A 20,000-nucleotide genomic window follows, 5' to 3' on the forward strand; every position below is an offset into this window, starting at 1 on the left:
AATTCGAATTGATAATTTGACGATTTATTAGACTAGCGAGATCCTTTGTTTGATTTCTTTACGGCGGGCTGCGACTTTGGAGGCTGCTCGACGAATGAGTCTGACTTGGAGATGCTAATGAAAATCGAACCCAGCGAAGCACTACTCATGCCTAGCGAACGCCAACCGGTCACGGCGACCGCGCTCGACGAATTGCTGGTCGAGGTGAAAAATCGGCGAGAGGAATTCAATCGCCTGTCGCATGTCCCTCGCGACATGGTGGAAAAGATGAAGGCCGTCGGCATCTTCCGTGCGAGCACGCCGAAGCGTTTTGGTGGCGATGCACTTCCGCCTGCACAGTTCTTGCGCGTCGTGGAACGCATTTCGGAGGTCGACGGGTCCACGGGATGGGTCGCAGCCTTCGGTTCCGGTAACGTCTACCTCGCCGCGCTGCCGGTTGAGACCCAGGCAGTGATCTATTCGACCGGTCCCGATCAGGTTTTTGGCGGCGGCTTGTACCCCTTGCAGCCGGCAGTCGAAGTTGAAGGCGGCTGGGAAGTGACTGGGCAATGGCGTTTTGCGAGTGGTTGCAAAGGCGCTTCGTGGCTTGGTGTGGGTATCGGCGGTACCGCTGCAAACGGCGGTGGTGCCGCAGCCGGAAAACCGCTGACAGCTGTGTTTCCGGCGTCCGAAGTGGAAATCGTCGAAAACTGGGACGTGGTGGGGATGCAAGGCACGGGCAGCCATGATTTGCGTCTGCATAAAAAGCGTGTAGACACGGCATGGACATTCACTCGTGGCACCGCGCCTACGATTGACGAGCCTCTGTATCGCTATCCTTCGATTTCGTATCAAGCACAGGTTCATGCCGCCGTGAATTTGGGCCTCGCTCGAGCGGCCCTTGACATGGTCACCGAGATGGCTGGAGGAACGAAAACGGTGACTGGCGCTCCGCGTCTTGGTGACCGCGCCTATTATCGAATTGAGCTCGGTAAGGCAGAAGCCATGTTGCGCAGCGCCCGGGCGTTTTTCTACGAGGCTCCCGAGGCCGTGTGGGACGGGATTCTGTCTGGCAAACCGGTTACTCCGGAGCAGGCGAATCTGTTGCGCCTGAGCGCGACGTATGCCGCGCAAATCAGTGCCGACGTGGTGCAGATGGCTTACCGGTTGGCCGGGACTGCGGCCATTTACAAGCCGAATCGGCTGCAGTGGATCATGCGAGATTCGCTCGTCGTGACACAGCACGCATTTTTGGGCGAGGCTACCTACGATAGCGCAGGCGCCTTGTTTGCCGGTGTCCCGCCGGTGACCCCGTATCCGTAAGCCGGCACATTCTTGACCGTAAGGCGCCGCAGAGGAGCCTTACGGTCCAGTGCGTCAGTTATTCACACGGGTGGCATACATGCCAAATATCGAAATATTTATCGTGGAAGGATACAGCGATCGGCAAAAGGCGGACTTAATCGCGACCGCTACGGCAGCGACCGCTAGTGCTATCTCGTCTCCACTCGATTCAATCCGCATCTGGTTGACGGAGATCCCCGCCAATAACTTTGGCGTGGCCGGAAGAACCGTGGAAAGCGAAGCGATGTGACGCTGGTGCGGCATGAGAGGTTGGTTTATCAACACCGTTCATGCTGTGTGCGACGTCATTTATGCGAAGGGAGGTTCAGGTGCCGATCGTTCAAGTTGTGCTTATCGCTGGCCGTACCGACGAGCAGAAGACTCGTCTGATCGCTGGGCTGACGGACTCAGTGGTGACAGTCCTCGGCGTGGGGGCTGAGTCGGTACGAGTTTTCATCAAAGATATACCCAATACCGAGTTCGGGATTGGGGGCGCGACGGCCGCCTCGCTGGGGAGGGGAATCGGTCGTTGAGGTCGCAGTTCAGTGCAGAGATTTTCAGAAGCCCACCTTCGTAAAGTGCGAAAGTGCGCCTCACCACTTAAAATAATAGGAGACAAGCATGGCACTCACAGGCGTACTGAGGCCCGGGCACGCTCAGATCCGTGTGACCGATCTTGAGGACTGCGTCCACTTTTACACAAATGTTCTCGGGCTGAAAGAAACCGGTCGCGATCGTAGCGGCCGAGTGTACTTGAAGGCTTGGGATGAACGAGATCACCATAGCCTAGTATTACGGTGCGCGACTGAGCCAGGCCTTGATTTCTTTGGCTTCAAGGTGCTCGACCGCGCCACTTTGATGCGCCTAGACTCGGATTTGCGGGCGTGGGGCGTGCACACTGAAGCCGTTCCGGCTGGCGACATGCTTGAGACGGGGGACCGAATCCGGTTCGAGGTACCCAGCGGCCACGTCATCGAGCTTTATGCGGAAAAAACGGAGGTGGGAACGGCAATGTCCGTGACAAACCCCGCGCCTTGGTGTGCCGACGCAGAGCGGGGAATTGCGCCCATGCGCATGGATCATGCGCAATTGAACGGCACCGACATCGATGGTGCTCGGGAGATTTTTACTGACGTCCTCGGCTTCTACGTTACCGAACGCCTCTTGATGGAAGATGGACGAGATCAGGGCGTGTGGCTGTCATGTTCCAACAAGGCGCATGATGTCGCCCTAGTTCGCCATGACACGCCGGGCAGACTGCACCACGTTTCCTTTTTGCTCGAAAGCTGGGAACGAATCTTGCGAGCAGCCGATTTGATGTCGATGCACGGCGCCAAAAAAGACATTGGTCCGACACGCCACGGCATCACCAGAGGGGCGACCATCTATGCATTCGACCCCTCGGGTAATCGATTTGAGACATTCTGCGGAACCGCTGTTGGTTATCCAGACCAAACGCCGCTTGTGTGGACCCACGAAGAAACGGGGACAGCTATCTTTTATCACGACCGAGAAATGCATGAACCATTTCTGACTGTCATGACTTGACCCTATTGGCGGCGCCGATAACGTGCCGCCCGACGAATCGCACGTGCGACGAGGGGGCTTGATTGTCAATAGTCGCCGTACATTTGCCGTACGAGCCAAGTGCATCGAGTTGACGTGGCCAAGTAAGTTGCTCGACTGTTGATATGAAAGCAGGAGTTCAGGTCGGCCACTTACTTGACGGCGAACTCGGGCGGCAAATCGAGCACCAACGCGAAGCCAGTTTGCTTAACGTCACGCAAAGGTATTTGTCGGAGTACTCCGCGTGTGAGCTTTCCCGTGGAAGGCGGAAACGCGCCACTCGGATCGTTGTGGAGTCGCTCGACTCTTGAGTTCTCTGAACGTTTGGCTCTGAACTGTGTTGCCGGACCGATTTTTTTAAGCAAGCGGACATCTAGAACACGGTGGTCATTTTCCGCTTTGGGTCGTTAACGGCCAAATTTAGTGGTGAAATCCATGGCGTTCGGGACGGCGAGCCAATTCAACCGAGGGCTCGTTTGCGCGCACCACGTAGGCGCATTCGCTGTATTTATGGGGCCGCCGAAGCGGGATCCCGTAACGGAGTTAATTGTTCCGTAACGGAGTTAATTGTTTTACATCAGCATCGCGCTCAACGGTTTCTGGACCTACAATCTGCCGGGCGGCAGCACCATCACCCAGGGGACACTGGACGGCTACGACGTCGCGAGCACTGCGTTCATCAGCGCCGCGCTGGCAAACAGCGCCCTGCAAGGCAGGCTCGCGGGCCTGACCGCTTACGGCAACGCCTATCATCTGCGCCCGGGCGTGCAGATTACCTCGAGCGGCGATCTGTTGACCTCGGGGGATATTGATCTGGCCGGCTATCGCTATGGTCTCGGGGCCAATCGCGACCCGAACTCTCCAGCGTACGGTGCCGGCGAGCCGATGGCCCTCGTAGTGCGTGCCGGTGGCAATCTCTCAATAAAGGGGAGCATCTCGGATGGGTTCAAAGCGTCAGCGGGAATACCGGCCACTGTCGCAGCTATCGATGTCACGAACAGTTCGTTCTTTGCTCAGAAAAAAACTGAGGTTGGTGCTGACAGTTATACATACTGGTTCGATCAGAAAGAAGACGTGATCGTTCTGAATGATTGGACCATTCCAGACAATGCCTTCTATAATTGGTGGACATTTAATTGGTGGGGCAACCTAGTCGACAGCAAAAACAATTACTATAACCCGGGCGACACGATCAGGGCGGGCACGATCATCAGTGCCAGTAACAGTTATGGCTTCGCATTCGAGCCTAGCAACATGCCGAATGTCGCAGTTGTGGTGAGCCCCGCAATTCCCGGCGCGGCGCCTACAGCGCCGATGGCGTCAATGCTCTCGGCTGGCTTGCTCTCAGCGTCTATCCGATTGGTCTCTGGCGGCGATCTCGCCGCTGCAGACCAGCGCGAGCTGCAAGCGATGCGGGCTCTCAACGGAGGCGGCAACCTTACGCTAAGCGCCACGAGCTACAACGCTTCGCGCAATGGCACGTACTTTAGCGTGCTGCGAACCGGTATCGGGAATCTCGAATTACTCGCGGGTGGCAGCTTCAGCGAAGCGACCCCGTATGGCGTCTACACGGCCGGCACGCAGGCCGCGCCGATTCTGGCCGCGGACGGCAATCCTTACGACCTGATCGGCGTGGATGGCACCACCCATGCCTGGTATCCGGAGCATGGCGGTGATCTGCTGCTCATGGCGCAGCAGGACGTTTCCGCCAAGGTGCAATTGTTTGACAACGTCACCCGCTATGTGGATTCGGATAGCACGGCGAACTGGTTGTGGCGCCAAGGTGGGGGCGGTGTTACCCCCGATCCGACAGCGTGGTGGATCAATTTCGGCAGTATCGCCAAGACCAGCAGCTGGACCAATGACAGCTCACTCGTCGGATTCCAGGGAATCGGCACGCTGGGCGGTGGCAACCTGACGCTCATCGCCGGGCGTAATGCTGGCGTAGCGAACGCTAGCTCGACCGCTCTGGATCTGGCTGTGGCATCAACGGGCCGGGTGGCAGCAGATGGAACATTGGTGCAGACTGGTGGTGGTGACCTGATCATGAAGATCGGCGGCATGCTCAATCCAATGCCTGCCAGCCAAGCTTCGAACCGCGCCTCTGACTACTTTGGCGCAGTGACCAATCTGCGCGGTAATATCACTGTGAACGCTGGCGCCGTCGGCGCGGTGGCTCAGTTCTTCGGGAGCGCCTCATGGACGTCGTACGATCCGCGCGCCGTCGATCCAAACGTCTTTTCGCATTCGCAGAAGACCCCCGGCCCGATCTTCACGCCGGGCGATGGCACCGTCAGAATTACGGCGCGCGGCGATCTGGTGTTTGGTGGCGCTGGCGATGCTACGATGGCGACGCCCGTGGATCGGCGAGGCGGGGTCTACACGGTGACGGACGCCAGTGGTAAGGCTTACGGGACTGCCCGGGGGGCACTGTCCAGCTTCACGTTGTGGACGCCAGCGACGGCCATCAATCTATATGCAGCAGGCGGCGATGTGGCCCCATTGACTGGAAATACTGCCGATGGCAACTACAGCACCAACTTTTATCCTGGTACCCTGATTGCCACGGCAGCCAACGGCGACGTCCGCTTCTCGGAGCCGGGTAGCGCAGCGTCGTTTGGGGTACTCGAACTGGTGCCCTCACCCTTGGGTCAATTCGAATTGCTCGCTGCGGGTTCGATCTACGGGACGAGCCAGGTGGTGGCGATGTCGGGTTCCAACATGAGCGCGCTAGCTACGCCGGTTCATCCCGTGTTCCAGTCGATAGCCGGTGCGAATGCGAGTCCGACGGCGCCATACTTGCTGTTCGATAACGATCCGATCGCGTTCGGTGAGGATACGCCATCTGGCTTCCTGCATGCACAGGACAGGAAGCCCGCGATGGTCTATGCGGGTGTCGACATCCAGGATCTGACTATTGGGCGTGTCTCCTCGCAAAATCAGAGCGTCGCGCTGGGATTCCACCCAACCCACGCGATGTGGTACGCCGCCGCGAAGCCGTTCGAGGTGATTGCGGGTCGGGACATCGTGGGGACGGGCACGACGCCAAGCGTGTTTCTGAATACGAACGCCAACGACATCACGCTGATACAGGCCGGGCGCGACATCTTCTACCAGTCGATTGATATTGTCGGCCCCGGCCTGCTTCAGGTGCAGGCCGGCCGCAACCTCTACCAAGGCTATTACGGGTCGCTGACGAGCGTGGGCGATGTGGCCAACCCGTCGAACCGCTCGGGCGGTGCGGGCATCACGGTGCTGGCCGGTGTCGGCGCGAATGGCCCCGACTACACGGCTTTCGCCAAACTGTACTTCGATACGGCGAACCAGTTGAGCACTGGCATTCCGCTGGCGGGCAGCGGCAAGGTTGCGCGTACGTACGACGAGGAGCTATTCGCCTGGCTGCAACAGCGCTTTGGCTACAGCGGCACGTCGGCCGATGCGCTGGCGTACTTCCTGGCGCTGCCCAGCGAACAGCAGGGTGTATTCGTGCGCCAGGTCTACTTCAAGGAGTTGCTGGCGGGCGGGCGTGAATACAACGACCCGACGAGCTCGCGCTACGGCAGCTACCTGCGCGGTCGCGAGGCCGTCGCTACACTCTTCCCGTCGACGGATGCCCAAGGCAATGCGATGAGCTATCAGGGCGACATCACGATGTTCAGCGGTATTACGGGTTCGAAGACGGTGAATGGCCAGACGGTGCCCGTCGTCACCGACGCTGGTATTCACACCAACTTCGGTGGCGACATCCAGATGCTCAACCCGGGCGGCAAGACGATCGTCGGCGTGGAGGGCGTGCCAGCGGGCGCGGGTGCAGGCTTGATCACGCAGGGGACGGGCAACATCGACCTGTATTCGAAGGGTTCGATCCTGCTGGGTCTGTCGCGCATCATGACAACGTTTGGGGGCAGCATCCAGGGCTGGTCGGCCGAAGGGGACATCAATGCGGGCCGAGGTTCCAAGACGACGGTGGTATACACCCCACCCAAGCGGGTCTATGACGAGATGAGCAACGTGACCATATCGCCGACTGTGCCGTCCTCTGGTGCGGGTATTGCAACGCTCAGTCCGATTCCGGAGGTGCCGGCAGGAGACGTTGACCTGGTGGCGCCGCTGGGGACGATTGATGCAGGCGAGGCAGGGATTCGGGTCTCGGGCAACGTGAACTTCGCGGCGCTGGCGGTGGTGAACGCGGCCAACGTGCAGGTGCAGGGCAAGTCGACGGGGCTGCCGGTGATGGCAAGCGTGAACGTGGGGGCGCTGACCAACGCGAGTGCGGTGGCGAGCACTGCGGCGACGGCCGCGCAGGATGCGATGTCGCGTGAGCGCGCTTCAGCACGCCAAGCCATGTCGTCGATCTTTTCGATACGCATGCTCGGCACCGGCGGTGAGGCGGCCCCGGACAACAGGCAGGCAGACCCCCAGGCGGAGAAGCCGACCAGCTATCGGTCGAGTAGCGCGGTTCAGGTCTTGGGCGGCGCGCATCTCGGAGACTTCGCTCGCAGTCAACTGACGGAGGCTGAACGACGATCACTCGGGCTTTAAACAAGATGTCGTTTTGTCTTCTGAAACGGCCCCTGGTCGGGAGTGCCTCGCACCAGGTTGATCTCGCACGAAGTCATCCCCGTCGCTGCCGATGAAATGGTCTCCGCATCGCCTGTCCGCGTCACATGGTCCACCCGCGGCTTCATGCGCACTCTCGGCATCGCGAAGGAACGGGGCCTAGTTGCGGGTCTGGTACACACGCATCCGAACGCGGCAGCGTTCTTCTCCGACCAGGATGACCGAAACGAGGCGGAGCTGGCTCGGACGACGTTCAATAGGGGCGTTTCCGGCCTGGCCAGCATGGTGTTCGGCCGCGATGACGCCATCGCGGGCAGGCTCTGGACCGCACCCGGCAAGACGGTCATGGCATCCTCGATCTCGCTGGTAGGAAGCCAGATCAAGATCGCGCGCACGGTGGCTTCGGCTGACGAAGATCAATTCCTGGCGCGGCAGGCCGCGCTCTTCGGCCAAGGGTTCAATCCAGTCGTGCGCGGGCTGCGGGTCGGTGTCGTAGGGGGCGGCGGCACGGGCAGTGCTGTCGCGATGCTATTGGCGCGGCTGGGCGTCGGCTTTCTGGGGCTGATGGACAAAGACATCATTGATGTCACCAATCTCAACCGCGTGCATGGCTCGCGCACCACAGATGTGGCCGCCGGCTTGGCCAAGGTAGACATCCTCGCGCGCGAGATTCGCGCCGCGGGTCTCGGCACCCAGGTCGTCACCAAAGAGGAGTGGGTCGGCCATCCTGATCTGCGCGATCTACTGCGCTCCTGCGATGTGCTGTTCGGCTGTACCGACGACCATCAGGGGCGGCTGACGCTCAACCGCCTGGCGCACTACTACGGCATCCCGTTGATCGATATCGGCCTGCGGATGCGCCCGGCACGCAGCGGCGCGGACTACGACATGACAGGCCGCGTGTCGACGATTCGCCCTGGCAACCCTTGTCTCATGTGTTTGGGAGTGGCTGATCCGCGCCGCGCTGCGAACGAAGGACTCCGGCGCAGCGACCCGGCCGAGTTCGAGCGGCGTAAGGCGGAAGCCTATGTGGATGGTAGCGGCGACCCTGCGCCCGCCGTGGTTACGTTCACCACGGCCATCGCCTGCGCAGCCGTCGATGAGCTTATTCAGGGCCTGACCAGCTTTCGCGGCTCGGGGGGCATGACACACAACAGGATTCGCCGGTTCGACCGCGTAGAAGATCGCGCGATGACCTGTCGACCCGTGGCTTCTTGCCCGGTTTGTGCCAGCCAGGCGAGCTGGGGGCGAGGCGATGTCAACCCATTCCTTGGCGTTATCGGATGACCGTCAAGCGAATTATCGTGCGAGCGCTGCGCCGGCTCGGGTGGCTGCGCTACGATCTGCTCGTTTATCCGGTTGCGCAGCATCCGGGCAAAAACGCCCTGCCGCCCGGAGAGCTGTGGGTGGTCATCGACACCGGCGTCAAGAAGTGGGCTTGTATGAGCTGCCCCGGCGGTTGTGGCGTACAGATATCGCTTTCCCTTAACCCGGATCGACGCCCCCGGTGGTCTGTCGAAACAGACTTCTGGGGGCGACCAACCATGTCGCCCTCTATCCACCAGCATCGAGCATGTTCATGTCACTTCTGGGTAAAGAAGGGTGGAGTTGCCCCTGTAACTCAGGACACGTGGACACCGTTAGGTTGATGACGCCGCTGCTCGCCTGAACTCGCGAGGCGAGCGGTATTTCAGGGCTTTGTGCGGGTGGCGCTCATTGTAATGTTCAAACGCAATGGCCAGACGCGAGAGCGCCGTTGGCGCGTCGGGCTTGTCCATATAGGCGACGTAATTGTGCTTCATGGTCTTCACGAACGACTCAGCCATGCCATTGCTCTGCGGCGAACGTACGGGCGTGGTCAGCGGCTCCAGGCCCAGCTCGCGCGCGAAGCTGCGCGTGCGATGGTCGATGTAGGCCGAGCCGTTGTCCGTCAGCCATTCGATGGCCTGCGCCGTCTGCGTGGTGCCGAAGCGCTGCTCGACGGCCGCCAGCATCACGTCGCGCACCACGTCGCCGCTATGCCCGCCGGTCGTAGCAGCCCAGCTAATCGCTTCCCGGTCACAGCAATCCAGCGCGAACGTCACGCGCAGCGGCGTGCCATCGTCGCACCGGAACTCGAAGCCGTCCGAGCACCAGCGGGTATTGCTCCTATCCACGGCCACGCGACCGTCGTGCCGCCGCTTGTCTCGCCGCACGCCGGGACGACGCAGCAACAAATGGTGCTCACGCATGACCCGATACACGCGCTTGTGGTTGATGCACGGTGCGCCGACCATCTCGCGACTGCGGCGCAGCAGCGCCCAGATGCGCCGGTAGCCGTAGGTTGGCAGATGCGCCACGTGGCCATGGATTTCCTCGACCAGTTCCGTGTCGTCGGTGGGCTTGGCACGGCGACCGTCTTGCCAGTCAGACGAACGAGCCTGCTTCACTGCCACAACAGAGCGCGCCACGCCGAGAACTTCGCAGACCGTTTTCAATGGTCGTCCCCCGGCAGCAAGGGCGAGCGCGCAATCAGGTTTTTTGAACGGCCCCATTCCACGGCTTCCTTCAGGATTTCGACTTCCATTGTCTTTTTCCCGAGCAGCCGTTGCAGCTCCTTGATTTCCTTGATGGCTGCAGCCAACTCCGATGCGGCCACTACGGTTTCTCCCGCTTTCACCGCCGCCAGACTGCCTTCCTGGTATTGCTTGCGCCAGCCGAACACTTGGTTCGGGTTCACGCCGTGCCGCCGGGCCACGGCTGACACCGATGCTCCCGGTGCCAGCGTCTCCTGCACGATGGCGATTTTTTCCTGCGCCGTGCGCCGCCGACGGCGCTCCGGCTCGGTCAGAATTTCGATGGGTTCCACGTAATGACTAGGCTTACTGATAGGCACAAGACTATCCGTTATTTTAAGAGAGTCCTTGTGTCCTCAGATACGTGGGGCCGCTCCAAAGGGTTTGATAGAGTGGTGCCGGTAGAGACCCACCCGGCACCATGTCTAGCCGATACGCAATCGACGCTGCCGTAGGCTAAGGTGCAGCCTTTGCCAAGCTCTAGGAGAAATCCACCATCCGCTGGTCGACTGCTGTTTAGGATCAGATTCCGAATATTCGTCCTTGAGGTTACCGTCGCCGAACTATCCGACTCGGCACATGACCCACGGTGAGCACTACGGCGGCTGGACGCGCGTGCTCAAGGCCGCAGGTGTGTCGCACGTTGGCAGCCACGGTATCCGTCACCGGGCGAAGACCGACATTGCCAACTCGGGCTTGCCGACCAAGGTGGGTATGGAGCTCGCGGCGTGAAAGTTTGCGGTACTCGAACTGCGCTACCACAGGTTTTTGTTGGTATTTCTGTTGGTGCCGGAACAGTTTGGGGGCATTTCTGGGGGCATGAGGGAACAGGCATGCCGCCTGACACTGGCGGCACAGTTGCTCTCGAGCTTAAAGAACTGCTTCGAGTCCTTTCCTATCAATCAGGTTCAGCAGCTTTTGCGAAGGTCCGCTCGGTCGTTTGTCGCCGATTTCCCACTTGCACACCGTCGAGGGACTGGTATTGAGCGCGGCTGCAAGCACTGCCTGGCTTAAATGAAACCGGGCTCGCAATGCGGAAATTTTCGCGGCATCGTATTCCGGCACGGGTTCGAGGCAGAGTGCCTCGTACTTCTGCATCTTTCGCTTGTCGATAAAACCGAGGCGATGCAGATCGTGCCGACAGAAGCGCCCGGAGAAAGCGATGTCGTCATCGACGTCAAGCGAACAAAGCGATGGAGCGTCGTCGCCTCAGTCGACAACTCAGGGTCTCGCGATACGGGGAATTACAGGGGAGCCTCGCAACAGCGGCGATTATTGACATCATCACGCAAAAAATCGCCGCTGTCAGATGGATTTACGTGCATTGAGGCCGACCGGAAATGCCTACGTCACGCCTACACGTAGTCATGCGTTGCGTGTAGGGCTTCCACAGAATTCACGCAAGCATGTGATTTGATTGGCGCGCCCGACTGGAATCGAGTCTGTGGCCCTCGGCTTCGGAGGCCAAAGTGTCAGGTCGCCCTTGATAATCATGCGTATTGATTGGTGGGCTGCTTAGCTGTGCAGGCAACCTCAAATAGTGAGAGGCCTCTGCACTTCACGTGGAAGGCTTACTCGAAACCCTATTTACTCCGTTGCTTTCGGCGCTTGCTCAAGCACAATGCCGGCCTGATCGAGCATCCAATGCTCGATCTTGTCGTGCCACATTCGCAACATGTCCAGTGGGCGGCGCCGATAGTGCTTCTCCGCTAGCGCCGATGGTTTGTGCCCTTGAATCTGGGCGACGACGCCAACGGGGACCTCGCACCACTCGGACAATGTGCCGAACGACCTGCGTAGCCCGTGCAGCGTCACATGAGGCAGACCGGCTGCTTTGATCGCCTGGTTGTGCGCGTAGCGCGGTTCGGCGATTCGCCCCTTTTCGGCGTTGAGGCTGTGAAACACCCAGGGCGAAGGCTCCCATTTGAGTCCACAGGCTTCCAAGTTGCGCAAGCGGCGCCTGCTGGGCGGTATTTCATTGCGATGCTTCAGCTCGAGCAACAGGGCGGCTAGATAGGGGGTGAGGGGAATCTCACGCCCGTCTTCAATCTTATCCGCGATATGGAGGCTACGCCACTGGAAATCGACATCATCCCAACGCAGTGCAGCGAGTTCTTCCCTGCGCGCCCCGGTGATGAGCAAGCCTTGCAGATACGCGGATTGCACTGGATTGTGCAAGGCGCGGACGGCGGAAAACCATGCGGCGAGCTGCTCCCTCTGCAGGCTGTCTCCTTCCTTGGTGCTGGTGCCCGGCAATGCCCCGGTGACCTTGGGAGATGTGAAGCAATCCGACGGAATAATGCCAGCGAACTTGTCCTCACCTTCGCACCATTTTGCGAACGCCTTGAGCATGCGGAAGCCATAGGCGGCACTAGTCGGTCGAACAGGTACCTCGGCCTCTAGCCATGCACCAACCGTTTTGGCGGTGAGGTTGGAAAGCTTTAGTGCCATCAGCGAGTAAAGCGGTCCGCGCTCCGTTTTCTTACCGCCACGTTTAGCTCGACTCCCGCCAGGAGCGGTCAACTTTATATGGTCGTTGATGTAGCCCGCAGATCTCGGCTTCTTGGTCTTCGGCGAAATCTTTGTGCGAAGGTCGTTAAGATAGTCGGCCCAAGCGTCCGCGACGGTCACGCTTTCCCGGATCACCGCTACTCGCCTGGCCTCATGACTGGCGCGTTGCTCTGCTTTCACTTCTCGCGGGTCGTGACCGGCGTCAACGAGCGTCTGCAGCCGGCGTGCTTCTTCCTGGGCCTTGCTGATAGTCCAGCTTCGCGGGTCTCCAATGGTCAGACGGACCGTCTGTCCGTGAATCTTGCCTTGAAAAATGTAGGACTTGGCTCCGCCTGCCGTGGCGCGTAGTCCCAGACCGGGCGAAGCAGAGTCCCACAGGAATGCTTGTGTTCTACCTTCGGGGCATCGATGTGAATCTATTCGCGCGGCAGTGAAGTTGACCTTGGCCATGTTCAATCAGGGGAGGGCTGTGCTCTGGTTACATTGCTCCATGTAACCGTCATGTAACCAGATTGTGTGGTATTTGATCTATCTCGGTCAACGAAAGTATCATCGGAAATCGACGGAAAGTGCTTTATTTCATGGGTTTTCTGAGCTTCGTGTATCTCAATCAACTTCAATGAATGAAGTGTTTTGGTGATTTGTAATCATCAGGTGGCGGGTTCGAGTCCTGCAGCCGGCACCAAATACAAAAGCGGGCCCCAGAAATGGGGCCCGCTTTTTTTTGCTTAAACGCTGCGTGGGCTCCACAAATCCGCCGACAAGCCCCCCTTGATCACGCCGCCACGTATTGTCAGAGAAGTTCTCCGGTCTTACGAATACGTTGAGCGGTTGATGTCAGGCCAACGCGTTTTCGGGTTCAAGCAAAATCTCTCTCGTCGGATTGCGGCTCTTGGCGCCCATAGCGAAAGGGTTGGACGCAATCACGGTCTCCAGCGAATCCAATTTCCATTGGTTGATGATTAACCTGTGGGGGCGTCTATCTTAAGACCCTATTCCAAGGCAATTAGCTTGGGGAAGTCGTGCCAATTCGATATCACATCGCGATCTGCGTGACTGGCAACGGCGGCGATGAATTGCTTGTCGTCAGTGTCTGGCAAGGTAAAGCCTCGATGAGAGGAGCCCTGGCCCCAGATTGGATTACTCCCCCGCCCGATTCAACATCCCCGGCATCGAAGCTTGCCCACAGTTAAGGGTTTGGTGCAACAAGCGACGCAAGCTTCGTCCTTCCCCCGAATTCCCCCATGACAGGTCACCGACGACGGCGCTATGACGTCTGGCGGGCGCGGATATGGCAAGAGGTTGTCGTCTTTCAAATAGGCGACGCGAGGTGAGGAAAAGCGATGCGGTGGCGGCAGCGTTAACCTTGGGAGTCGAGACGCGTGTGCGTCACTTGCGTAGGTGTGCGAAGCTACAATGTGCTGGACAAGAAAGCGCTTCATCAAACGAGTTGCGGCGAACTATGGGAAGAGTTGCCTTTTCCCCATTTCGCAGTAGAAATCGAGGGTCGGGATCGTGCTGAGACTGCTCCCGGTTCCATTGCTTGCATGGATCAACTAACGGTCAGTCGAGTTGTTGCAACGCTGGCAACGTGTATCGAACACAAGGTCCGTGGAGCCAGAAGCAAAATCGATGCATCTGCCTATTACGCGGTAAAACCGTTAAGCAAGTCTGAACAAGCGTTCTTCCGGCTTCTCGATAGCAGTCTGCCAGGATGCGTGATCCTGGCTCAGGTCGACCTCAAGAGAATCGTAAGGACAAAGAAAAGAAAAAGCCGCAAGAATGTCAATTGAGTTGTTCAGTTTTCGTTGGACTACATAACATGTAGAAATGAATTTTCCTTTGTTGCGGCCGTTGCGCTGGACGATCCTTCCCACGACCGTCAAAGGCAATGCATTTGCGACGAAAAGAAGAATGCGGTGATGATGCCCTTCGTCCGGTTCGACGCCAGACGCTATCCGTCGGAATCGGAAGTTCGAAACAATTACTCGCCGCAAGGGTGTGACGAAGTCAGGTCGATGACGGCTTAACGAAATGCGAAACAGGATCATAGAGATCATTCATTCCGTCGTCCCGTTCCACCGACGCTTCAAAGCGCTGGAGGACATGACCGCGATTCGGGCTCAGACCTGGAGGAGCATTTGCGACGGACGTCAGCGTGCAACGGAGGAGACGATAGGCGCATTGTGCGAACACTGGCCCCGGTACGCTCATTGGCTCGGAACGGGGCGAACCGATGAGAGAGCCGGTCACACATCACCGGTTCTAGAGCGAGTTGCCCGTGATTTGGAGGTAATAGGGCGAGTTGCAAAAAGGCCGGAAGGGAGCACGACCGGTGGTGAAACGGCACAGCAAATACACGGCCAGCGAGCCGTAGTGGCTCACGACGCCGCATATTCCGAATCCTCAAGGGGATGCCGATAACTATCTGATCACCTCGGAAGGCATTCGCTAATGCCATTTTCAGGAATTCCATTCTCGTTAAGGTTGGGGGAGCATGGCAACGATCATCCCGTCTTTGTCTTCATGTGTCGGCAGAATGCAGCCGGGCGAACGAAGATTCGCTGAGCGGCTGGAACAGAAGTTGAAAGAAGACTATTTGATTTGGTACGACGTCCCCGTCGCTTCCATGCAGGTATATCCCGACTTCGTGATTCTGCACCCGCAATGCGGGTTGCTGATCCTGGAAGTCAAGGACTGGAAGATCACGACAATTCAGAGCGCGGATCGGGGGGATTGGAGGATCCTCGGAAACAACGGTCTAAAGTCCGTCGTCAGTCCCCTGGAACAGGCGCGCCGATATACGCTTGAAATCGTCAACGCGCTTGAGCTGGATCGGGAGCTTGTGAATCCGCATGGGCATCCGTACCAAGGGAAACTGCGATTTCCATGGACGTTCGGCGTCGTGTTGCCCAACATCACGCGGAAACAGTTCACAGATGGGGGATTGGATCAGACGATTGAGCCGTCACGCGTTATTTGCGCAGATGAAATGACAGAGTCGGTGAACGCAGAGGCGTTTCAGGCACGGTTGTGGCAGATGTTCAAATTTCAATTTCGCGAGAAGCTAACGCCACCGAACATTGATCGAATCCGATGGATCTTGTTCCCTGAAGTCCGGGTGAAATCCGTTCAGCTAGAGCTGCTTTCAGATAATGTTGAACTACCTGACATCATGGCCGTCATGGACATTCAGCAGGAGCAACTGGCTCGCAGTCTGGGAGAGGGGCACCGTGTCATTCACGGCGTCGCGGGTTCCGGAAAAACCATGATTCTCGGATATCGCGCGGAGTATTTGGCTAATCAGTCGGAAAAACCGGTGCTGGTCCTCTGCTTTAGCGAACCGCTTTCCAAGCAAATCAAAGCGATATTGGACGCCAGGGGGCTGTCGAGCAAGGTCGTCGTGAGGAATTTCCACGGCTGGTGCTCTGATCAATTGACTGCCCATAACGTGACTCGCCCAAAAGGTAGCGGCAAGAAGTTCTTTGATGAACTTGTTCAATGCGTCGTCCGGGCTGTCGAGAATGGGCACATTCCGATAGCGCAGTACGACGCTGTTCTCATCGATGAAGGTCACGATTTCGAGCCGACCTGGTTCAAGCTGGCCGTGCAAATGGTTACGCCGGAACGAAATCATTTGCTTGTCATGTATGACGACGCCCAATCAATCTTCAATCGATCAGAGCGGCAGGGGTTCAGCTTCAAGAGCGTGGGTGTTCAGGCACAGGGGCGAACCACGATTCTCAAGATCAATTATCGGAACACGCGGCAGATATTAGCGCTTGCCGCGAGTGTAGCTAAAGACATTCTGGACAGTAAGACCACTGACGACGACGGCGTCCCGTTGATCCATCCGATAAGCTGTGGTCGAAACGGTCCTCCGCCGGTGCTAATCAGACGCCAATCCATTGAGGAGGAGGTCGAGGCCATTGCGGAGAAAATGAATCAAGCCCATCAGCAGGGCGTCGCCTGGCAGGATATGGCGGTCGTCTATCGAACGTGGAGCGTCGGCCAGGCATGTGTCGACGCGCTAACTGCGGCAAAGATTCCCTGCCAATGGCAACAGCGGAATCGCAAGAACTTCTCCCCCGGTGCAGACGCCGTTACCGTGCTCACCATGCATGCAAGCAAAGGTCTCGAGTATCCATTTGTTGCTGTGCCGGGCGTTGGGACGATGTCGACGGAGGGGGCCGATCTGGAGCAAGAAGCCCGTCTCTTCTACATTGCCGCGACGCGCGCCACTCATCAACTTCTCGTGACCGGGAGCGGGGATTCGCTGTTTATGCGCCGGCTATTTCCTGATGTTTCGTTAGAAGGCGCTGCTTCCTCGGTGCTATAAAAGACGCGGGCGTGGTGCCGTGGTAAGTACTGAAAATAATTTGAATGGACTCCGTCATTTGTGACGGAGTCCATGACGCGTTTATCCCTTCACTTTGGGCGGTATCCCTTTTCCGGGCGAGTAAAGGACAAGGCTAGGCGTCGCCAATCGATCCGATGCGACTACCGCATGGGCGTATGTGTCGAAGTAAATGGCATGTTCCGGGTCGGCAACATGTGTCTTCTCGATCTCTCTAACAGATTCATTCCACTCGAAACCAAGGTATTTCTTGTGTTCGTAGAACCAGACGACGTGACCTTCGCGTGCCAGCGAAATCGGGATGTCGAACTCGCCGTTTCCTCCGTCCTTTCCGTCGCTGCTATTTGAATCACTCATCAAAGTCTCCTGAGATGTAGGCGGGTTTAGCCGACCAGGCGGCTGAACCCATGATCTCAGGAGTGTCGAGCCTTGCGTTTCAGTAACTTCCGAATCTCCCCACCTATGCGTCGACACTCGAAACGTTCCAGCACATAGCGAAAACGTTTGTGACGTATGGTGAGCAAAAACGCCTCGTGCCGGCGTAAATCTTCAATGGGCCGAAAGGAACTGAGGCCCTGGTCAATCCGGTAGAGGATGCAAATGACGTTTGCTGTAGCGGTCTCACCTCACCGGTGCAGTCGCAACCTGGCGTTGCAGCCGACAGTCACACAACGCTTTACCCCTGCGCCATCACCTGCTGCGCAATTGCTGTCGTAATCCCCATCTTGTCGTGACGCGTGCGCTCAAGCAGCCCGATACTCCGCTGCTCGATCATGCCGGGTAGCGGAAGAATCCGTAGCGAATCGTCTTGTGCCCACGTCGCGCTTCTCAGCATTGGCACAACCGAAATTCCTACGCGTTGACGCACCAGCGCCACGATCCCTTCTATCGACGACAACTCCAAAAAATCGCTCACCTTCACATGTTGGCGTCGCACCGCCCGATCGATAAGCGCGCCGGTACGCTGCGTTCGATCAAACCGCAAGAACCGTTCTGTCTCCAGCAACTTCGCGACCGATCCAGTCTTCAACGCCGACGACGCCAGCAGTACCAACGGCTCCCGATACAACGGCGTCCATCGCACGCCGGCCGGACGCCTTCCCGAAGCTTCCACCAGCACCGCACAATCGATTTCGCCGGCATCGAGTTTCGCCGTGAGCTCAATCGAGCGCGCTGTCTGAATCAGAATCTCCAGATGCGGCTGCGCCTGCTTGATTTGCGATACCGCACGCGCCAGCGCACTCACCGCCGATTCCACCGCACCGATCGTCACCGGACCGGCCGTCGACTCGATGCCTGCGGCTAACGTGCGCATCGTCTGATACTGCGCCAGCAATTGCTCCGCATGCGGCAGCAGAAGGCGACCCATCGCGTTGAGCGCAACAGACCGTCCCACGCGATCGAATAGCGGATGGTCGAATTCTTCCTCCAGCGCACGCATTTGCATGCTCACCGCCGACTGTGTCATCGCAAGATGTTCGGCGGCCGCAGCGAACGATCCATGCCTCGCGACTGCCGCAAAAGTCTTCATAAATCGCAGATTGCTCATCGCTCGCTCGCCGTTTTTGGTCGGGAGAATAGGAGAATTCGTCCCGAAAAGTAGTCGTCAACACATCAAAAAATTTGCGATGACGGATCACAAATTCTAGCTTTTATTGGTTTTTTTGCACAAGCAGAATGGGGCGAAGCGAGTGCGGTCGGCTTGCCGCGAAAACACTTCACAGATGAGGAGTCTCCCCATGGAAGTTTCGGTCGGGCGCGACAGCGCCGCAAACGCCGCGGTCCCTGAGCGCTCGGGAAAGCGAATCGACGTCGGCATCATCGCCGTGTCCACCATTGGCAACGCGCTTGAATGGTTCGATTTCACCGTATTCACCTTCTTTGCCGCGAACATCGCCCGGCAGTTCTTCCCCAGCGATAACCCGACAGCGGCCCTTCTCGCCGCATGGACGACCTTCGGGGTCGGCTTCCTGACGCGTCCGCTCGGCGGCATCGTTCTCGGTGCCTACGCCGACAAGCACGGCCGTAAATCTGCCTTGCTGGTCACGATCTCCGTCATGGCGCTGGGCGTCGCGGTGATCGCCTTCGCGCCCACTTATGCGCAGATCGGCATGGCGGCCCCCGTGCTGATGCTCATCGGACGCTTCCTCCAGGGATTCTCCGCAGGCGGCGAAGTCGGCAGCGCCACGGCATTCCTCGTCGAGCATGCCCCGGTCGAACGACGCGGCGTGTATGGCAGCTTCCAAATGATCGCGCAAGCGTGCAGCATGCTGCTCGGCGCCATCGTGTCCGTGGGCATTACCCAATCGCTGACACCCGAACAAATCGATGCGTTCGGCTGGCGCATCCCGTTCGTCATCGGTTTGCTGATCGTTCCCGTCGGACTCTATGTACGTTCGCGGCTGGACGAGTCACCGGTGTTCAAGGACGCGCGTCACCAGTCCACGCAAAAGCGCTCGCCGTTCCTTGAATCGATCACGATGCACTGGCGTCAGGTCGTTGCCGGATTCGGGCTGACGGTGTACGGCACCATCGGCACGTATATCTTCTACTACTACATGCCGAGCTACGCTACGAAGTCGCTGGGCATCCCCTTCAAAAGCAGCGTGATCGCGTCGCTGTGCGCTGCTGTCGCGTACATCATCGGAACGTTTGCCTCGGGACGCCTCTCGGATTCGATTGGCCGCAAGAAGCCGATGACCGCTTCGGCGCTCATCAGCCTGATCATCGCGTATCCGCTGTTCCTTGCCGTCAGTCATGTGCCGACCCTGCCGATGCTGATCTTCGTGCAGTGCTGTCTGATGCTCTCGCTGGGTCTGTTTCAGGGCTCGTACTGCGCCTTCGTATGCGAACTCTTTCCGGCGCGCGTGCGGGCGACGTCGATGGCCATCGGCTACAACTTTGCGGTGATGATCTTCGGTGGTTTCGCCGGGGCCATCGCCACGTTGCTCATCGGCTGGACTGGCGACAAGCTCGCCGTCGTGTACTACGGCATTTTCGGTGCAGCCGTGGGCCTCGTCACTATCTTGCTGCTCAAGGACCGCTCGCGGCAGCCGCTGCTGTAACCCATCACCCATCACGGCGCCCGGCGTCTCGTCGCCGGTGCGCCTGCATCACCCCAGCCCATT

At 58.5% G+C, this 20,000-nt stretch carries 15 protein-coding genes and 2 pseudogenes; 12 read left to right on the forward strand and 5 right to left on the reverse strand.

Annotated features, from left to right (window positions below):
* Window positions 1-147: 147 nt before the first annotated feature.
* The 7 genes from AT395_RS02415 to AT395_RS26440 all read left to right on the forward strand — a co-directional run bounded on the left by AT395_RS02415 (window position 148) and on the right by AT395_RS26440 (window position 9,098).
* Window positions 148-1,302 carry an acyl-CoA dehydrogenase family protein gene (locus tag AT395_RS02415; RefSeq protein WP_231606076.1) on the forward strand — a complete coding sequence of 385 codons (1,155 nt, stop codon included), beginning with the start codon at window positions 148-150 and terminating at the stop codon, window positions 1,300-1,302.
* 79 nt (window positions 1,303-1,381) lie between these two features.
* The gene (locus tag AT395_RS02420) at window positions 1,382-1,573 is read left to right on the forward strand and encodes a tautomerase family protein (protein WP_048628253.1); all 192 of its coding nucleotides are present in this window, start codon (window positions 1,382-1,384) and stop codon (window positions 1,571-1,573) included.
* 61 nt (window positions 1,574-1,634) lie between these two features.
* Complete coding sequence (locus AT395_RS02425; protein ID WP_072632751.1) at window positions 1,635-1,856, forward strand: tautomerase family protein; 222 nt, start codon at window positions 1,635-1,637, stop codon at window positions 1,854-1,856.
* 88 nt (window positions 1,857-1,944) lie between these two features.
* Window positions 1,945-2,871 carry a catechol 2,3-dioxygenase gene (locus tag AT395_RS02430; RefSeq protein WP_048628147.1) on the forward strand — a complete coding sequence of 309 codons (927 nt, stop codon included), beginning with the start codon at window positions 1,945-1,947 and terminating at the stop codon, window positions 2,869-2,871.
* Between the two features lie 585 nt (window positions 2,872-3,456).
* Window positions 3,457-7,431: a filamentous haemagglutinin family protein gene (locus tag AT395_RS26030; protein ID WP_048628146.1), complete on the forward strand. Its 3,975-nt coding sequence runs from the start codon at window positions 3,457-3,459 to the stop codon at window positions 7,429-7,431.
* 57 nt (window positions 7,432-7,488) lie between these two features.
* Window positions 7,489-8,736 carry a ThiF family adenylyltransferase gene (locus tag AT395_RS02440; protein WP_231606071.1) on the forward strand — a complete coding sequence of 416 codons (1,248 nt, stop codon included), beginning with the start codon at window positions 7,489-7,491 and terminating at the stop codon, window positions 8,734-8,736.
* The gene (locus AT395_RS26440; RefSeq protein ID WP_072632752.1) at window positions 8,733-9,098 is read left to right on the forward strand and encodes a ubiquitination-like system serine protease family protein; all 366 of its coding nucleotides are present in this window, start codon (window positions 8,733-8,735) and stop codon (window positions 9,096-9,098) included. Before AT395_RS02440 ends, AT395_RS26440 begins: the two co-directional genes overlap by 4 nt.
* Here the strand turns inward: AT395_RS26440 and AT395_RS02450 are convergent.
* Window positions 9,090-10,288, reverse strand: a protein-coding gene (locus tag AT395_RS02450) for an IS3 family transposase (RefSeq protein ID WP_167370756.1) whose coding sequence is annotated in 2 segments (ribosomal slippage) — window positions 9,090-9,973 and window positions 9,973-10,288 — 1,200 coding nt in all. Because the reading frame shifts where the segments join, the coding sequence is not laid out codon by codon here. The genes AT395_RS26440 and AT395_RS02450 overlap by 9 nt on opposite strands.
* Window positions 10,289-10,553: 265 nt before the next feature.
* Here AT395_RS02450 and AT395_RS02460 point away from each other — a divergent pair.
* A pseudogene (locus tag AT395_RS02460) lies at window positions 10,554-10,727 on the forward strand (integrase); the annotation flags it as partial.
* A gap of 147 nt (window positions 10,728-10,874) precedes the next feature.
* Here the strand turns inward: AT395_RS02460 and AT395_RS02465 are convergent.
* The gene (locus tag AT395_RS02465; RefSeq protein WP_231606070.1) at window positions 10,875-11,102 is read right to left on the reverse strand and encodes a helix-turn-helix domain-containing protein; all 228 of its coding nucleotides are present in this window, start codon (window positions 11,100-11,102) and stop codon (window positions 10,875-10,877) included.
* Window positions 11,103-11,126: 24 nt separating this feature from the next.
* On the opposite strand from AT395_RS02465, the pseudogene AT395_RS26040 reads away from it, so the two are divergent.
* Window positions 11,127-11,258 (forward strand): annotated as a pseudogene (locus tag AT395_RS26040) (ShlB/FhaC/HecB family hemolysin secretion/activation protein); the annotation flags it as partial.
* A 333-nt stretch (window positions 11,259-11,591) separates the two neighbouring features.
* Here the strand turns inward: AT395_RS26040 and AT395_RS02470 are convergent.
* Window positions 11,592-12,965, reverse strand: a complete 1,374-nt coding sequence (locus tag AT395_RS02470) for a tyrosine-type recombinase/integrase (RefSeq protein ID WP_048628144.1) — start codon at window positions 12,963-12,965, stop codon at window positions 11,592-11,594.
* 968 nt (window positions 12,966-13,933) lie between these two features.
* On the opposite strand from AT395_RS02470, the gene AT395_RS25450 reads away from it, so the two are divergent.
* Window positions 13,934-14,308 (forward strand): hypothetical protein, encoded by a 375-nt coding sequence (locus tag AT395_RS25450; RefSeq protein WP_124988582.1) that lies wholly within the window; start codon window positions 13,934-13,936, stop codon window positions 14,306-14,308.
* 704 nt (window positions 14,309-15,012) lie between these two features.
* Window positions 15,013-16,854, forward strand: coding sequence for a DEAD/DEAH box helicase (locus AT395_RS02475; RefSeq protein ID WP_174554637.1), 1,842 nt, complete (start codon window positions 15,013-15,015; stop codon window positions 16,852-16,854).
* An 81-nt stretch (window positions 16,855-16,935) separates the two neighbouring features.
* Here AT395_RS02475 and AT395_RS02480 read toward each other — a convergent pair whose 3' ends face one another.
* Window positions 16,936-17,229: a hypothetical protein gene (locus AT395_RS02480; RefSeq protein WP_042113330.1), complete on the reverse strand. Its 294-nt coding sequence runs from the start codon at window positions 17,227-17,229 to the stop codon at window positions 16,936-16,938.
* 319 nt (window positions 17,230-17,548) lie between these two features.
* The gene (locus AT395_RS02485) at window positions 17,549-18,421 is read right to left on the reverse strand and encodes a LysR family transcriptional regulator (RefSeq protein ID WP_048628143.1); all 873 of its coding nucleotides are present in this window, start codon (window positions 18,419-18,421) and stop codon (window positions 17,549-17,551) included.
* Between the two features lie 190 nt (window positions 18,422-18,611).
* Between AT395_RS02485 and AT395_RS02490 the strand changes: the two genes are divergently transcribed.
* A complete protein-coding gene (locus AT395_RS02490; RefSeq protein ID WP_072632753.1) occupies window positions 18,612-19,937 on the forward strand; it encodes an MFS transporter in 1,326 nt (441 codons plus the stop codon).
* Window positions 19,938-20,000: the final 63 nt, after the last annotated feature.

Source organism: Pandoraea apista (genome assembly GCF_001465595.2).
In the GTDB taxonomy this organism is placed as follows: Bacteria; Pseudomonadota; Gammaproteobacteria; order Burkholderiales; family Burkholderiaceae; genus Pandoraea; species Pandoraea apista.

Bases quoted from the DNA above. Each gene is read 5' to 3' on its own strand.
- AT395_RS02480 (WP_042113330.1), bottom strand. From the start codon at position 17,229: ATGAGTGATTCAAATAGCAGCGACGGAAAGGACGGAGGAAACGGCGAG.
- AT395_RS02485 (WP_048628143.1), bottom strand. From the start codon at position 18,421: ATGAGCAATCTGCGATTTATGAAGACTTTTGCGGCAGTCGCGAGGCAT.
- AT395_RS02430 (WP_048628147.1), top strand. From the start codon at position 1,945: ATGGCACTCACAGGCGTACTGAGGCCCGGGCACGCTCAGATCCGTGTG.
- AT395_RS02425 (WP_072632751.1), top strand. From the start codon at position 1,635: ATGCGAAGGGAGGTTCAGGTGCCGATCGTTCAAGTTGTGCTTATCGCT.
- AT395_RS02475 (WP_174554637.1), top strand. From the start codon at position 15,013: ATGGCAACGATCATCCCGTCTTTGTCTTCATGTGTCGGCAGAATGCAG.
- AT395_RS26440 (WP_072632752.1), top strand. From the start codon at position 8,733: ATGACCGTCAAGCGAATTATCGTGCGAGCGCTGCGCCGGCTCGGGTGG.
- AT395_RS02490 (WP_072632753.1), top strand. From the start codon at position 18,612: ATGGAAGTTTCGGTCGGGCGCGACAGCGCCGCAAACGCCGCGGTCCCT.
- AT395_RS02465 (WP_231606070.1), bottom strand. From the start codon at position 11,102: ATGCAGAAGTACGAGGCACTCTGCCTCGAACCCGTGCCGGAATACGAT.
- AT395_RS02415 (WP_231606076.1), top strand. From the start codon at position 148: ATGCCTAGCGAACGCCAACCGGTCACGGCGACCGCGCTCGACGAATTG.
- AT395_RS02470 (WP_048628144.1), bottom strand. From the start codon at position 12,965: ATGGCCAAGGTCAACTTCACTGCCGCGCGAATAGATTCACATCGATGC.
- AT395_RS02420 (WP_048628253.1), top strand. From the start codon at position 1,382: ATGCCAAATATCGAAATATTTATCGTGGAAGGATACAGCGATCGGCAA.